Annotated in this window: 12 protein-coding genes and 5 pseudogenes; 10 read left to right on the forward strand and 7 right to left on the reverse strand. The window is 63.1% G+C overall.

Features of this window, described 5'->3' with window-relative positions; translation table 11 throughout:
- Positions 1-12: 12 nt before the first annotated feature.
- The 6 genes and pseudogenes from K0H76_RS06785 (at position 13) to K0H76_RS06810 (ending at position 5,117) form a co-directional block, all read left to right on the forward strand.
- The gene (locus K0H76_RS06785) at positions 13-765 is read left to right on the forward strand and encodes a substrate-binding domain-containing protein (RefSeq protein WP_258934894.1); all 753 of its coding nucleotides are present in this window, start codon (positions 13-15) and stop codon (positions 763-765) included.
- Between the two features lie 343 nt (positions 766-1,108).
- Positions 1,109-2,197, forward strand: a complete 1,089-nt coding sequence (locus tag K0H76_RS06790; protein WP_258934895.1) for an MFS transporter — start codon at positions 1,109-1,111, stop codon at positions 2,195-2,197.
- 261 nt (positions 2,198-2,458) lie between these two features.
- Complete coding sequence (locus tag K0H76_RS06795; protein ID WP_258934896.1) at positions 2,459-3,487, forward strand: family 78 glycoside hydrolase catalytic domain; 1,029 nt, start codon at positions 2,459-2,461, stop codon at positions 3,485-3,487.
- A 22-nt stretch (positions 3,488-3,509) separates the two neighbouring features.
- Positions 3,510-4,270: pseudogene (locus tag K0H76_RS06800) on the forward strand (alpha-L-rhamnosidase); the annotation flags it as partial.
- Positions 4,271-4,642, forward strand: coding sequence for a hypothetical protein (locus tag K0H76_RS06805; protein ID WP_258935353.1), 372 nt, complete (start codon positions 4,271-4,273; stop codon positions 4,640-4,642).
- 205 nt (positions 4,643-4,847) lie between these two features.
- Complete coding sequence (locus K0H76_RS06810) at positions 4,848-5,117, forward strand: leucine zipper domain-containing protein (protein WP_258935354.1); 270 nt, start codon at positions 4,848-4,850, stop codon at positions 5,115-5,117.
- Here the strand turns inward: K0H76_RS06810 and K0H76_RS06815 are convergent.
- The 7 genes and pseudogenes from K0H76_RS06815 to rfbB all read right to left on the reverse strand — a co-directional run bounded on the left by K0H76_RS06815 (position 5,114) and on the right by rfbB (position 10,735).
- Positions 5,114-5,305: a hypothetical protein gene (locus tag K0H76_RS06815; RefSeq protein ID WP_258934897.1), complete on the reverse strand. Its 192-nt coding sequence runs from the start codon at positions 5,303-5,305 to the stop codon at positions 5,114-5,116. The genes K0H76_RS06810 and K0H76_RS06815 overlap by 4 nt on opposite strands.
- Positions 5,306-5,311: 6 nt before the next feature.
- Complete coding sequence (locus K0H76_RS06820) at positions 5,312-5,956, reverse strand: oxidoreductase (protein WP_258935355.1); 645 nt, start codon at positions 5,954-5,956, stop codon at positions 5,312-5,314.
- A gap of 85 nt (positions 5,957-6,041) precedes the next feature.
- Positions 6,042-6,343: pseudogene (locus K0H76_RS06825) on the reverse strand (antibiotic biosynthesis monooxygenase).
- Positions 6,344-6,400: 57 nt separating this feature from the next.
- Positions 6,401-6,769 carry a hypothetical protein gene (locus K0H76_RS06830; RefSeq protein ID WP_258934898.1) on the reverse strand — a complete coding sequence of 123 codons (369 nt, stop codon included), beginning with the start codon at positions 6,767-6,769 and terminating at the stop codon, positions 6,401-6,403.
- 731 nt (positions 6,770-7,500) lie between these two features.
- Positions 7,501-8,214: a hypothetical protein gene (locus K0H76_RS06835; protein WP_258934899.1), complete on the reverse strand. Its 714-nt coding sequence runs from the start codon at positions 8,212-8,214 to the stop codon at positions 7,501-7,503.
- A 91-nt stretch (positions 8,215-8,305) separates the two neighbouring features.
- Positions 8,306-9,695: pseudogene (locus K0H76_RS06840) on the reverse strand (bifunctional dTDP-4-dehydrorhamnose 3,5-epimerase family protein/NAD(P)-dependent oxidoreductase).
- Positions 9,696-9,738: 43 nt separating this feature from the next.
- Positions 9,739-10,735 (reverse strand): annotated as a pseudogene (rfbB, locus tag K0H76_RS06845) (dTDP-glucose 4,6-dehydratase).
- An 85-nt stretch (positions 10,736-10,820) separates the two neighbouring features.
- Between rfbB and rfbA the strand changes: the two are divergent.
- The 4 genes and pseudogenes from rfbA to K0H76_RS06865 form a co-directional block, all read left to right on the forward strand.
- A pseudogene (gene rfbA / locus K0H76_RS06850) lies at positions 10,821-11,678 on the forward strand (glucose-1-phosphate thymidylyltransferase RfbA); the annotation flags it as partial.
- 318 nt (positions 11,679-11,996) lie between these two features.
- Entirely contained in the window at positions 11,997-12,602 is a 606-nt protein-coding gene (locus tag K0H76_RS06855) for a hypothetical protein (protein WP_258934900.1), read from the forward strand.
- A 113-nt stretch (positions 12,603-12,715) separates the two neighbouring features.
- Positions 12,716-13,321: an N-acetylneuraminate synthase family protein gene (locus K0H76_RS06860; protein WP_258934901.1), complete on the forward strand. Its 606-nt coding sequence runs from the start codon at positions 12,716-12,718 to the stop codon at positions 13,319-13,321.
- Positions 13,269-14,261 (forward strand): hypothetical protein, encoded by a 993-nt coding sequence (locus K0H76_RS06865; protein WP_258934902.1) that lies wholly within the window; start codon positions 13,269-13,271, stop codon positions 14,259-14,261. The genes K0H76_RS06860 and K0H76_RS06865 overlap by 53 nt, the downstream gene beginning before the upstream one ends.
- Positions 14,262-14,469 lie beyond the last annotated feature (208 nt).

The following is a 14,469-nucleotide window of genomic DNA, read 5'->3' on the forward strand; positions in this document are numbered from 1 at the left end:
ATCACCGGCCATGTGCAAGAGGGGCCCTACCAGGAGATCATCATTCCGGCCGGTCGGGACAGTCGTCGGCAGCGGAGCGCTGTGGAGGCGATGCTGGACCGGAATGTCGACGGACTCATCCTCGTCGCCCCGCAGACCCCCACGGAATGGTTGGAAGACCTTGGTCGCAGGATACCGCTCGTCGTGGTCGCCAGGCACGGCGGCGGCGAGCACTTCGACACGGTGGTCGACGACGAGTACTACGGCGCGGGACTTGTGGTGGACCATCTGGTGGATCTGGGACACGAGCGGATCGCGCACACCAGCCATCCGGCTGAAGGTTTGCGTGAGCCTCACGTGCTATCCCAGACCGCTCGCCAGCTGGGGTATCGACGAGCCATGGAGAGCCACGGTCTCGAACCGCATGTCGCGGAGACCAGCTTCACCGAAGAAGGGGGCCACGAGGCTGCCCGGCTCTTTCTCGACTCGGGGCAGGCGCCGACTGCAGTCTTCGCTGGCGCTGATATCGCAGCTCTCGGGGTGCTGCGCGCCCTGGAGGACCGGGGACTGAGCGTGCCCGAAGACTTGAGTTTGTGCGGCTATGACAACACTTACCTCGCGGGCGTGGGTCGGATCTCCCTAACCACCGTCGACCAGTCAGCCGCGCAGACGGGGACCACGAGTGCTGAGCTGCTTCTGGAGAGGATCCACGGACGCCGAGAGGCCGTGCACCGTGTGATCCGGCCGACGCTGCGCCTGCGAAGCACCACGGCACGCCTCGCCTGAATCCTCAGCACACCACTCGAGACCCGGACGCTCCTCGGCATGCAGCGTTCTTGCCCTGTTGTAAAACGTTCTACAACGTCGTACTCTCTGTGACGTACATAACGTGACAGCAGTCACTTCTGCCGAGGAGGCCTTCATATGCAGAGCACACCTACGCGCGCTGAACGCCGCAAAGCGTGGTGGACCGCCGCTGTCGCTGGGATGGCGTCGTACCTGGACGCAGGTGCCATCGTCACCACAGGCACCGCCCTCACCTTGTTTCAGGACGAGCTGGGAATCAGCCCTGCGCAGTTCGGCCAGCTCTCCGCGCTCCTGACGGGAAATGATCGCCGTCGGCGCACTGGTGGGAGGCAATCTTTCCGACCGCTTCGGCCGTAAGAGGATCTTCACGCTGACGATCATCGTCTACGCCATCGGAGCCGCCATCCTGGTCGCCGCCCCGGGTGTGGGCGCGCTGTATATCGGCATCATTCTGATCGGCTTTGCTTCAGGTGCGGACCTGCCGCCCTCTTTGGCGATGATCGCCGAGGTGGCACCCGAGGGGCACCACGGCAAGATGGTCTCGCTTTCACATGTTCTGTGGATCACGGCCATCCCGGTGGTCAACGTCTTCGGCGTTTTCGTAGGCGGGATGGGTGCAGACGGCGCACGCATCATGTATGCGCACCTGCTCGTGATGTCGCTGCTGGTGCTGGTGCTGCGCATGTGGCTGCCGGAATCGCCGATGTGGACCGCCAATAAGCTGGCGGTGGACACCGGCAGGCTGGACCGCACCAGCATCAAGGTGCTTCTGACCGGCAGCTTCCGGCCCGCGCTGATCGGACTGTCACTGTTCTTCGCATTCTCCAACATCGCGGCGAACACGCTCGGCCAGTTCACTGTCTACCTCTACGTAAATGTGGGAGGCACTGACGTTTCAGTGGCCTCAGCGATGAATCTCATTGGTCTCGCCTGCGGGTTCCTCGGCATGCTCCTGCTGATGACGATCGTCGACTCCAAATACCGAATGGTCGGCTTCGCCGTGGGTGCCATCGCGGTCATCATCAGCTTCCTCATTCCCGGAGTCCTCGGCGTCACGGTAGTCACCTTGGTGATTATGGGCGTGATCTACAACTTCGCCAACGGCTTCGCAGGTGAGCCACTGTTCAAGGTCTGGTCCCAGGAGCTGTTTCCCACTGAGCACCGCAGCACCGCACAGGGTATCGGCATCGCCTTTACCAGAGCCGTGGCCGCGGCCGTGGCGCTCGTGACACCTGCTCTCATCGAGCTTGGTCCGCAGGTGCTGTTCTTCTTCCTCGCTGGCATCATCGTGATCGCGGCCTGCATCGGCTTCTTCTGGGTCTCGCGGATGTCGCACGTGCTGCAGCAGGAAAAATCCGAAGGAGTCGAGGAAGCTGCGGCCTCCGCACCGGACGCCTCCGCCCAGCACTGATCGCGCCCACCCAGACGGGCCAGCCCTTTGGGGAGGATCATCAATGGACCCACTACACTTTTCCAGGCGGCCAGGGGCCGTACAAGATGCAAGGAGCGCCGTGCCGATCTCGACCTTCCTCCAACCCTGACTGCGGGGCTGATCGCCTCAGTCGAGGAACTCGCCGCGGCTCCCCGCTTCAGCACGAGCTTTCACATGCCGGAAGGTCACGGCTCCCTCACTCGAGCAGTGTTGCGCGCTACCGCGCTGGGAGTCTATGAGGTGACGCTCAACGGCTCGGCGATCTCCGGCGACGTGCTCAGCCCCGGCTGGTCCAGCTACGAGTGGCGGCTGCGCTACCAGACTTACGAGGTGACGGACCTGCTGGACCCAGCAGCGGCTGAACAGGTCGTCTCAGCGACGATAGGCAACGGGTGGTACCGCGGTCGCTTGGGCTGGGAGGGGATGCGCCACGTCTACGGTGACAGACGAGGTCTCCTGCTGCAGCTGGACATGCTGTTCGAGGACGGGCACGTGGAGACGATCTGCTCCGACGAGACTTGGATAGTCGAGGCATCCGAGGTCCTTGCCGACGACCTCTACGACGGGCAGAGCATCGATGCACGGCGCCGCAGCCGCGGAACCCCAGGGAAGAGCGTCTCACGACGCAAGAAGGCACAGTCCACCCAGCGGGCAGAGAGAATCTCCTTCCGGGGTGAGCTCGTCGAACAGCTTGGTCCGCCGGTCCGGCGCCACGAGTCGATTGCCCCTGAGGCCATCTGGCAGTCACCCGCAGGCAAAACCCTGGTGGACTTCGGTCAGAACCTGGTCGGCTGGGTCAGGCTCCACGTCCAAGGACCTGAGGGAAGAGTCGTCACCCTGCGTCATGCCGAGGTCCTGGAGGACGAGGAGCTGGGGACGCGACCGCTCCGCAGCGCCCGGGCTACGGACCAATTCACACTCTCAGGTGAGGCCGACATCTTCGAACCGAGCTTCACCTTCCACGGCTTCCGATATGTCGAGGTCACCGGCTTCCCAGGTGTGCTGGAACCGCATCACCTCAGCGCCGTAGTCGTTCATTCGCAGCTGGAACGCACAGGCACCTTCACCACGTCCAACGAACTGCTCAACTCCTTCCACCGGAATGTCGTTTGGGGCCTCCGCGGCAACTTTCTCGACGTGCCCACAGACTGCCCGCAGCGTGACGAGAGGCTCGGATGGACGGGGACATCGCCGTGTTCGCACCGACGGCCACCTATCTCTACGATGTCGGAGACTTTCTCAAGGACTGGCTGGGGACCTCGCGGCTGAGCAGCGCGCTGGGGCTGGACTGGTGCCCTACGTGGTGCCGGACCTGCTGAAGTATCAGGGAATGCCGGAGGAGTTCGGGGCCGCTGACTCCACCGCCATCTGGTCGGATGCGGCCGTCTGGGTGCCATGGGCACTGTGGCAGGCCTACGGGGACCGACAGGTTCTGGCGGACCAGTACCCTTCGATGGCGGCGCATCTTCGCCGGGTCCTCGGTCTGATCGATGATCAGGGGTTATGGACTGGGGGTTCCAATTCGGGGACTGGCTGGATCCCGACGCCTCCCCGCATAACCCTGCCCAGGCGAAGGCCGATCCCGGAGTGGTCGCGACCGCCTGCCTAGTGCGCACGGCGAGGATTGTCGCCGCATCCGCGGAGATTCTCGGGAAGTCCGGAGACGCAGCAGAGTTCGGGCAGGCGGCCCAGCGTTCTGCGACGGCATTTGCAGAGCACTACGTGGACGCGAATGGCCGGATATTCTCCGACTGCACCACGGTGTACACGCTCGCCATCGTCTTCGACGTCCTGCAGGACTCGATGCTGAAGCCCGCTGGTGACCGGCTCGCCGAGCTGGTGCGCGACTCGGGGCATACCGTCAGCACCGGGTTCGCCGGCACCCCGTACGTGACCGATGCTCTGACGCGGACTGGTCACATCGATGATGCGTATAGGCTCATGCTCCAACGAAAGAGCCCTTCGTGGCTGCACCCCGTCACGAACGGCGCCACCACGGTATGGGAACGATGGGATTCGATGCTCTCCGATGGGAGCATTAACCCCGGTGAGATGACAAGCTTCAACCACTACGCGCTAGGTTCCGTAGCTGATTGGCTGCACCGTGTGGTCGGGGATCTCGCCCGCCGCCCCGGCTACACGCGCGTGAAATTTGCACCTAGGCCACCCACTGGTGAGCTGACCGGAGAGTTGACGTGGGCTGAGTCCTCGCTCAAAACCGCTTATGGCGTCATTCGCTGCAGGTGGGAGCGCACCGGTGATGCCCTCGATCTCGCCCTCAGTGTCCCGGAGGGCGTCCAAGGTGAGATCGACATGCCAGGGTCACCTCGGATTTTGGTTGATGCGGGGAGCATAAGATCAGCCTTCCGTATTGACGGTCCAGCGACTGAACGCCTCAGCAGGTGTATGACTCATCACAGATAAGGGCGGAGCAGCGGCCTGAATCCACCAGTGTCCAGCAGTGCGCAGGTGATGTAGTTGGCCAGGTTATGGAAGCCCAGGGCGGTGCAGCGTAGATGCTGCAGCTGTAACTGGTCAGGATGTCGGTGGCGGCAAGCCTGGTTGAACGGAGGGCAACCTCCGAGTGCGCTGCGGCGTGCCGAAGGGTCGTTCCAACCCGGAGGTTCTGATGTCCCACGGTAGGGCCCGTTTGACCGTTTGTAGTCGTCGGCTGATCGTCCAGCGCCATCAGACCGGATGGAAACAGGCCCACATCGTGGCGGCGATAGCTGTCTCTCGCAAGTGCATAAAGACTCTGATCGACCGGTACGCGGCCGAGGGTGAAGCAGGCCGGGCCGCACGGTCCTCGCGCCCATACACTATGCCGACCCGCAGGGCGTTCGCAGGACACCCCTCCAATCAGCCGACTGCCACCAGCCTGAAGGCCGGGTACAGCTAGAAGGTGACCCCGGTGAGGTCTTCGGAGACGGCCCAGAGGCGTTTCTGGACGTCCTCGTTGTTGGCTGCGGCGCTTGAGCTGACCAGCACGGGGTGTCCGCGCACCTCTCCTCTGCCGTCGGGGCCGTAGTACTGGCCGCCGGTGACGGCGGGGTCGGTGGCTGCGCGCAGGGTGGGCAGTGCCCCCATCTGTGCTTACTGGGTGAGCAGGGGCGCCAGCACGGAGACCGGCCTCTGGAGCAGGCGAGGGGTGTGGCGCATGAGTTCGGTGTTGGACACCCCGGGGTGGGCGGCGACCGCGACGGTGGTGCCGGAGGGTTCGAGCCGTCGCTGCAGCTCGTAGGTGAACAGCAGGTTGGCGAGCTTGGACTGAGCATAGGCGCCCACCCTGCTGTACTTCTGCTCCCACTGGAGGTCGTGGAACCGGATGTCAGCTCCGCGGAAGCGGTGGCCGTTGCTGCTCAGCGTGACGATGCGGGACCCCGGCACGGGCAGCAGGTGGTCCAGGAGCAGTCCGGTCAGTGCGAAGTGGCCGAGGTGGTTGGTGCCGATCTGGAGTTCGAAGCCGTCGGCTGTGGTGCTCCGAGGCGGGAACATGAGCCCGGCGTTGTTGATCAGCAGGTCTATGGCTGGGTGCGCGGCGCGCAGGTCGGCGGCTGCGGCGCGTACTGATTCCAGCGATGACAGGTCGAGGGCTTGGACGGAGACGTCGCCGTTGATGCGGGCGGCAGCTGCCTTGCCTTTGTCGACGTTCCGCACGGCGAGTACGACGTGTGCGCCGTGATCGGCGAGGGCACGGGCGGTTTCGAAGCCGAGGCCGGTGTTGGCGCCGGTGACGATCGCGACCCTGCCCTGCTGGCTGGGGATGTCCTGCTCGGTCCAGGGTGTGTCAAGGAGCCCCTATGTGGTGCTGCTGGGGCGGGGGCTATTCGCGCAGGGGTGAACCGGTGACGTCGTATTGGAATCCGTCCATCTTTCCGGTGAGCAGCGGCATCGCCTCAGTGATGGCTTCGCGCACGGAGGGAAGCTGAAGGGATTCTTGGTGTGCGGCGGCGGAGATCCAGAGTTCGGTGACGAACACGGTGTCCGGCTGGTCCTCGGATGATCCCACCTCGTAGAACAGGCAGCCTACCTCCGCCAGGAGGGGTTGGGCCGGGTGAGGATGTCGATGACGGCATCCCGCTGGCCCGGCTTGGTCTCCAGGGTGCCCACGTTCGCGAAGGTCATGGCCTGAATGTAGTGCGTCGGACCACCGAGCGGAAGAGGGTTGCCTTGAGATGCGATCTAGAGGCGTCCTTGACCGATTGCTGTCAGCAGGTTGCGCTGTTGCGCCTTCGCAGTGGGCCAGTTGGGGAGCTCATGGGAGCGGATGTTTCGGAGAAGAAGATCGATGTCCGTCTGACGCCACTGGCGGAACAGCTCCTTTGCGACGCTCGGCGATAGATGAGCTTGGATTTGCGTGCTCAAATGCATCGTTGCGGCGAGTGCGGGATCAAAGTCTGCGGCCATCAGCAGGGCATTGTCTTTGTCTTCCTCGTAGAGCCATGTCTCGATCTCGTCTGAGGAGATGAACCACACGATGGCCGTTGCGATGTCGATCGCGTCCTTGTATTCGCCCCGACCGGGCTGGGACCGGTCGATCCAGGCACGCATTTTGAGTGCGGCATACCCCTGCGGTTGGGGATTCGCACCGTGAGGTCGTTTCCTAGAGGCAGCGTTTCTGACCGGTCGTAGACATCGCGGAAGCCGAAGACGTCAATGTGTTGGACAGGGGCCTTGTGACCAGGCCGCGGTCATCTTCTATGGGCCCGAAAGGCGTGAGGTCTACTGCGTAGCCTGCGATTCTGCGACGTAGGCCATTTGTTCCGGCTTCGGGAAACTGCTTAAGCAATGTTGTCGTACTGATCCCATGTTGCGACGGCGATGCCAAAGTCCCAGTCTTCGGTGCCACGGAGAGGAAAGGCGTGACCCATTGTGGAGTGAAGGATGTCGCGGCACGAGGCGCCGACCAGCATCAGCTGCGTTGGGTCTGCGCCGACTCTTGAGAGCTCTTGGGCGATGCATTGGGGTGCGTGGAGGAGCTGTGGATCAGCTGCGTGTTTGAAGGAAGTGGCATGCCTAAGCTCCTTGGCCATCTGGATCTGTCGAGGTTCGCGGGATGCCATGAGATCGGCATAAATGAGCAGTTCGGGTGCACGCTGAACGGTGCCCTGAGGGATCTCTTCAGAGCGACGCCGAGGGTCGAGCCAGAACTGAGGTCTCACGAATATGTTCGCGTCGGCCTCTGTGCGTTTCCATCTGTTGGCAGCGGCAAGTCTTGCGTTGAATGCCGAGGTGTAGAGGGTGAGGGTGAGATGGCGTATTTCCGAGTACCGCCTCCCCACTCACATATGCAACTGTGTCGTCGTCCACCACGAGGTGTTGGGGGTCACCTGTGAAGCGACGTTCCTGGTGGGTGATCCCAGTCCGCTGGGGTACTCCGAAGTCCATATGTCTATGAGCTCATCACGGTGGGTGAGAGCCTCGTCGTTCCTGCTGATGAGGAATTGGCGTTCGCGGAGGATTTTGATCGTGTCATGTGCTTGGCCAGTGGATGCGCCGCTGTAGAAGGCAATATCCCGGAGGGAAGCGCTGAGGAGTTCCGGCCAAGTAAGCAGGGCGAAGATGACCTGGGCCCGGCGGGGCGTGAAGAGAGTTTTCTGGGGGCCGGGACGCATGCTGGTCTTGAGGGAGGCATTGGGGATTCGACCGCGTACGTCTATGAGGACGTCAGCGAAACGTATGTACGCGTTGCCTACCTCGTCCAGGTAGTTGATTCCCTCCTCTCTGAACGCGTCAGCGGCTCGGGGCATGATGCGGTGGCCGAATGCGAAGACGGGAGCGCTGCGGCGCACAGGAGGCGGAAGCGCGTGAGCGAGAGCGGTGAGGGTCATTTTCGGCAGAAAGACCGCCGTCACGTGTTCATTCTGTCGTCCGCGAATCAGCTGCCCCGCCCTTTCGAACTCGTACTCTTCGTAGAGGCCAAGGGGTTGAGGCGTTTTCAGTTCGAGGTCGTAACCGGTTAGCTGGTCTTGTAGCCGTTCTGCGAAAGTATCCACGACTGACTCCGTTCAGTAGCTGGCGTTGTTCAGTCTAACTGAACACGCGTAACTACTGAACATGATCTGCGACGGTCCGCATACAAACGTTTTAGCTGTCGCCATCCGCCTTCTCGTCTGAAAACCGGACATACTCCTCAAGCCCCTGAAACTGGTCCGCAGGCGTGAACCCTGTGGCCTCAAGTCTGCTCAGGTCGAAGGTGCTGTGCGCGGGACGGGGTGCGACGCCGGTCTTGCCCGCGAAGTACTGCTCGGTGGTGACGGGGTGACCCTCTCGGGGTCGTGGCCGGTCAGTTCGTAGACCCTCTTCGCGATGTCCGCCCAAGAGGCTGGCTCTCCGGCGTTGGAGACGTTGTAGGTCCCGTGCCCGGCGCGCGTGGTCAGCAGGTGGTCGATGGCGCGGGCAATCTCATCGGCGAAGGAGAGCTACTGACTTGATCACTGACCACGGGCGGGTCCACGCCGCGTTCGGCCAGGGAGGCCATGGTGCGGACGAAGTTGGGACCGTCGCCGATGACCCATGAGGTGCGCAGGATGTAGTGCTGCGGCGCGGTGGCGACGGCTGTGTCCCCGGCGGCTTTGGACTGCCCGTAGACGCCCAGGGGACTGAACGGCTCGTCCTCCGTGTGGATCTCCTGTGTTCCGTCGAAGACGTAGTCGGTGGAGACATGCACCAGGGTCAGCCGGTTCTCGGCGGCGATGCGCGCCAGAGTCGATGGTCCGGCAGCATTGACCGCCCACGCCGCTCGTCGGCCCTCCTGCGTTTCGGCCTCGTCGACGGCCGTGTAGGCGGCCGCGTTGACGATGGTGGAGTACTGGGACCAGCTGATGCTGTCGAAGGTCTCTGGGACGGCAAGGTTGACGGTCTCTCGGCCCACCACGTCCACATCGGAGCGCCCTGCCCAGCGTGCGCTGAGCGCTCGCCCCAGCTGACCGTTCGCGCCGATCACCAGTGTCTTCTTCGGCGGCATGGGGTGACCGCCTCCAGCCGGGGTGGGCCTGGTCCTTCTCAGACAGCACCGCATCCTCCAGGGGATCGGCCAGGAGATGGCAGCTGTCTCATCGGCGAGGTTGAGGAACGTGTACTCGGACTGGGCCTCAGCGGACCAGTGGGCGTTGACCAGGTAGGTGTAGGCGGTGTGCTTCGCGAGGGCCTGGAAGGCGTTGCCCACCCCGCGGGGTACGAACACCGCCACGGTCGGGTCTATCTCGCACCAGTAGGCAGCGCCGAAGGTGGGCCCTTCGCGCAGGTCCACCCAGGCACCGAACACCCGGCCCGTCGCCACCGAGATGTACTTGTCCCATGGTTCGGCGTGGATGCCGCGGGTGACCCCGGGTTGGGCGTTGAAGCTGATGTTGTTCTGCACCGGCCCGAAGTCCGCCAGGCCGAGTGCGGTCATCTTCTCGCGCTGCCAGTTCTCCTTGAACCAGCCGCGGGCGTCCCCGTGCACGGGCAGGTCGATGACCTTCAGCCCGGGGATGGGGTCTCGTGCACGCTCAGGTCCTTGCCGGTGGGCAGCTCACTCATGGGTGGGTGGCCTTCGCGTACTGCGCCTCAGTGGGTCCTTTGCGGTCGCGCCACCAGGGTTCGTTGTCCCGGTACCAGTCGATGGTGTCCCGGAGTCCGGCGTCGAAGTCGGTGTGCTGGGGCTGCCACCCGAGGTCGTCGCGGAGCTTGGTCGCGTCGATGGCGTAGCGGAGGTCGTGGCCGGGGCGGTCCGTCACATGGTCGAAGGCGTCCTCGGGCTGGTCCATCTCACGCAGGATGCCCCGGATGACGTTGAGGTTGCTGCGCTCGCCGTCGGCGCCGATCAGGTAGGTCTCGCCGGGTGTGCCGCGCTCGAGGATGGCGTGGACCCCGGAGGAGTGGTCGTCCACGTAGATCCAGTCGCGCACGTTGTGGCCGGTGCCGTAGAGGCGGGGGCGGACGCCGTCGATGATGTTGGTGATCTGGCGGGGATGAACTTCTCGACGTGCTGCCGCGGTCCGTAGTTGTTGGAGCAGTTGGAGAGGGTGGCCTCCAGCCCGAAGGAGCGGACCCAGGCGCGCACCAGCAGGTCTGAGTAAGCTTTGGTCGAGGAGTAGGGGACGACGGGTTGTAGGGGTCTCGGGTGTGAACTTGGCGGGGTCGTCGAGGGCGAGGTCGCCGTAGACCTCGTCGGTGGAGACGTGATGGAAGCGTGTGCGGTGACGACGGGCGGCTTCCAGGAGGGTGTAGGTGCCGACGATGTTGGTGTGCAGGAAGGGGAGGGGTCCTGCAGCGAGTTGTCGTTGTGGGACTCTGCGGCGTAGTGCACCACGGCGTCTGCCTCGGCGACGAGAGAGTCCACGAGGTCTGCGTCGGCGATGTCTCCCACCACCAGTCTGAACCGCTCGGGCGGCAGGCTTACGAGGGATTCGGTATTGGCGGCATAGGTCAGCCGGTCGAGGACCACCACGTCATAATCGGTGTTCTGTATGAGGTGGTGAACGAAATTGATCCTATGAATCCGGCGCCGCCGGTCACCAGAATGGTGCTCATCGCCTCAGCATATGGCTTTTTCGCCGGTAGGATGCGGTCAGGCCGCCATATCTCGCGCGGCGGCCCTGAGGAGCATCGGGGATTTATGGCACGGAAGGGCATCATTCTCGCCGCGGGACGGGCACGCGCCTGCATCCCATCACTCGGGGGTCTCGAAGCAGCTGCTGCCGATCTATGACAAACCGATGATTTATTACCCGATTTCGGTGCTGATGCTGGTAAGCATTCGGGAGATCCTGATCATCTCCACTCCGGATGATCTCCCCATGTATCGCCGCCTTCTGGGGAGGGGACGAGTTCGGTGTGCGTTTTGAGTATGCCGAGCAGCCCTCGCCGGACGGGTTGGCACAGTCGTTCCTGATCGGTGAGGACTTCATCGGTGACGACAGCGTGTGCTTGGTGCTGGGGACAACATCTTCCATGGGCAGCACTTCACGGAGAAGCTGGTGCGCGCCTCGGAGCAGCAGCGGGGGCGACGATCTTCGGCTACCAGGTGAAGGACCCTGAACGGTTCGGGGTGATCGGGTTCGATGAGGCAGGCAACGCCACCTCGATCGAGGAGAAGCCCGAACGGCCCAAGTCCCCGTTCGCGGTGACGGGCTTGTACTTCTACGACAACGATGTGGTGGACATCGCACGCAACGTGAAGCCCTCAGCCCGTGGGGAGCTGGAGATCACCAGCGTGAACAGCGCCTACCTGGAGCGCGGGGATCTGAAGGTGGAGCGCTTCGGGCGCGGCTTCGCATGGCTGGACACCGGCACTCATGAGTCGCTGCTGGGGGCGTCGCAGTATGTGCAGACGGTGGAGCACCGGCAGGGGCTGAAGATCGCGTGCCTGGAGGAGATCGCCTGGTTCAACGGCTGGGTGAGCACCGAGCAGCTGGCTCGGCAGGGCGAGCAGCTGAAGAAGACGGACTACGGGCAGTACCTGCTGGCACTGGTGGCCGAGGGGAGGGCTAGACTCGGGGGCGATGAGCGAGCGAATCACCAGCGGTCAGACGTTGCCAGGGCTACCGTCGTCGCAGGCAGCCCCGGGGCCTGCAGCATCTTGTTGCGGAGGCGGCGGAGCGGTCCACGAGCGACACCATCGTCATCCTGGGCAAGGGCCCTCGGCGGATCAAGCGACCGGGCGGATTTTTCAGCACCACACGGTCATCGGGGTCAATGACGCGGAGCGCATCCAGCCCACCGACATCACGATCTTCCACGAGCGGTGGGTGGCGGAGTCGATCCTGGATGAGGGCTGCGCTCGCATGCGTATGTGACGTCCACGGATTTTGATGTTCCGGGCAAGACGGTGGTGAGGCTGCCGTTCATGCCGCTGTCCAACGATGAGGAAGACATCATGCTCTCCCGGTTCCAGAGCCGGGAGGAGGTCGTGATCGAGGAGGCCATGTTCCTCACCGCCCTGGAGATCTCCCGGGCGATCGCGGATCACAAGGGGCGCCCTCAGACGGTCTACATGGTGGGCTTCGACTTCACGCCGAACGCCGGCATGGCCCGGGCGGCGACGACTCAGTACGCACCGCACCTGACCTCGGGTCGTGGGGCTGGCATCCACCTGCAGCAGTACATTCTGCGCAACGCGCTGTACGTGCTGGACGATTCGAACCTCACGGTGCATCACGTGGGCACCCACGAGTTCTCGAGCCTGACCGTTGAGGATCTCAACGAGAAGTTCCGGATGCTCATCTCGGAGCCCACCGGCAAGATCCCAGCGATCCGGGATGAGCCGGAGCCGGAGACTCCGCACGTGGAAGTCACCGCGGAGCTCACCACGAATCATTTCGGCGACCTCGGACGCTTGGAGGCTGGTGCGTGCGGCACATGCTGCCGGTGCGGACTGGGTGAAGGTGCAGAAGCGTGAGGTGGAGAGCTTCTACGCCCCGAGCAGCTGGCGCGGGCATATAAGTCGCCGTTCGGCACGACGTTCGGGGATTACCGCGGCAGCTCGAGCTGGACCGTGAGGGGTTCCGGTTCTTGGACGAGCTGTGCAAGGACTTGGGGATCGGCTGGTTCGCCAGCGTCCTGGATCAGCCGAGCTTCGAGTTCATGATGGAGATGGATGCTCCGCTGATCAAGCTTCCCTCCACGATCTCGGAGAAGCGCGACTACTTGAGCTACGTCGCGGAGAACTACACGGGCTCGTTGGTGATTTCGACGGGGATGACGGATCAGTCGTATGAGGAGTGGCTGCTTTCGACGTTCACCAGGCAGGACACGTTGTATCTGCTGCACTGCAATTCGGCGTACCCGACCCCGGACGAGCATACCAACATCGGCGTGGTGCGGCACTACGCGGATCTGGCGGAGCGGCAGGCGGACAAGCCGGGACCGCGCATTGTGCCGGGCTATTCGAGCCATGACTTCGGGTGGATGGCCTCAGCGCTCGCCGTCGCGGCCGGTGCCGGCATGGTGGAGAAGCACGTGAAGCTGGGAAACACGGAGTGGGCGCACTTCGACGCGGTGGCGGTGGACCTGATGACCGATGACTTCCGGGAGTATGTGGAGCAGGTCCGCAAGGCGCAAGTGCATGTGGGCTCCACGAAGAAGCACATCACTGATTCCGAGCACCACAAGTACTGATACACGAATTGATGGAGGCACCGACTTGATGCGTGAAAAACAGATGCTCAAAGTAATTCCGGCGTCTTTGGCCGCCCTGTCCCTGCTTCTCCTGGGCGCATGTGCTGATGAGAATGACGAGGGACAGAGCGGTGCCGATGATCAGGGGCCGGAAGAGTCTGAGGGTGGCGTTTATCGGCTGGATGTGGACTTAGAAGAGGCCGGGGCCGGTCCTTACGAGGACGAGGTTCGTATTGAGCTGCCAGAGTATGTGGTGGACAACGATGAGTCGGACCGGGCACAGGATTACGCTCAGGACCGTGTCCTTGAGGCAGCAACGGTGCGCATATTTGAGTCAGAAGACGCTCGGTGCACATTGGAGATCGAGTACCACTATGACGAGAACAACCTCGCGCGTATCCAGGATACGGAGGAGTGGGCCTCGACGTTCATCGCTGAGGGTGACACCGAGGGTTCGCCTCAGCTGGTCGAGGCAGACTTCACGGACGAACAGCGATTGCTTCTGAGTCTTGGCCCAGTCGGAGCCAATAACGCGGAGGAGCTCGCTGCCAATGGGCAACAACCGGCTCTGGCCGACGACGTTGAGTTGAGCGAGAACGGAGAAGCAGGGCTCGCCTCGGTGGAGTGTCATGAGGCTCCCGACACGGCAGGCGACACTGTTGAAGTTCGTTTTCCGTACTTATTGAGTCGTGCCGAAGACCCTGCACCCCTGGACCGCGAGGCTCCTGAGTATCAGGCGTGGTCCGAAGCCCAGTTCCAGGAGGCAGACGAGGCGCTAGAGGAGGATGCAGCCGCGCTTGAGGGCAGCACCCACTTCGCGAGCGTGCAACTCAGCGTCACTGGTTCTGGAGAACTATTCGTGGTGGAGCCGGACATTCGCGATTTCGCTTGGTCCTCGTCTGACAGCAGTTGGTTGCCAGGGAAGAGGAGTGACACTTAAGAGAATCGACCACGCTTCAAAGGCAGGACTCGAGTCTGGTCTCAATGGGCTCGCCTGCGTCAGACCTGTTCCCTCTCAAAAGTCTTCTACAGCCTTATCCGGTATTCTGCGGACCTGACTTTGTTCGAACCCTCCAACTCAGGCAATTCGCCCGCGACTGAAAAGCTCGTCGCCTCTGAGGCTCAAGAAAGGTATTTCCACCACCCAT

Origin of the sequence: Nesterenkonia pannonica (genome assembly GCF_019575955.1) — a bacterium.
GTDB classification, from domain to species: domain Bacteria; phylum Actinomycetota; class Actinomycetes; order Actinomycetales; family Micrococcaceae; genus Nesterenkonia; species Nesterenkonia pannonica.

Bases quoted from the DNA above. Each gene is read 5' to 3' on its own strand.
- K0H76_RS06810 (WP_258935354.1), top strand. From the start codon at position 4,848: ATGTCCCACGGTAGGGCCCGTTTGACCGTTTGTAGTCGTCGGCTGATC.
- K0H76_RS06830 (WP_258934898.1), bottom strand. From the start codon at position 6,769: ATGCGTGCCTGGATCGACCGGTCCCAGCCCGGTCGGGGCGAATACAAG.
- K0H76_RS06815 (WP_258934897.1), bottom strand. From the start codon at position 5,305: ATGGGGGCACTGCCCACCCTGCGCGCAGCCACCGACCCCGCCGTCACC.
- K0H76_RS06865 (WP_258934902.1), top strand. From the start codon at position 13,269: ATGTGGGCTCCACGAAGAAGCACATCACTGATTCCGAGCACCACAAGT.
- K0H76_RS06805 (WP_258935353.1), top strand. From the start codon at position 4,271: ATGACAAGCTTCAACCACTACGCGCTAGGTTCCGTAGCTGATTGGCTG.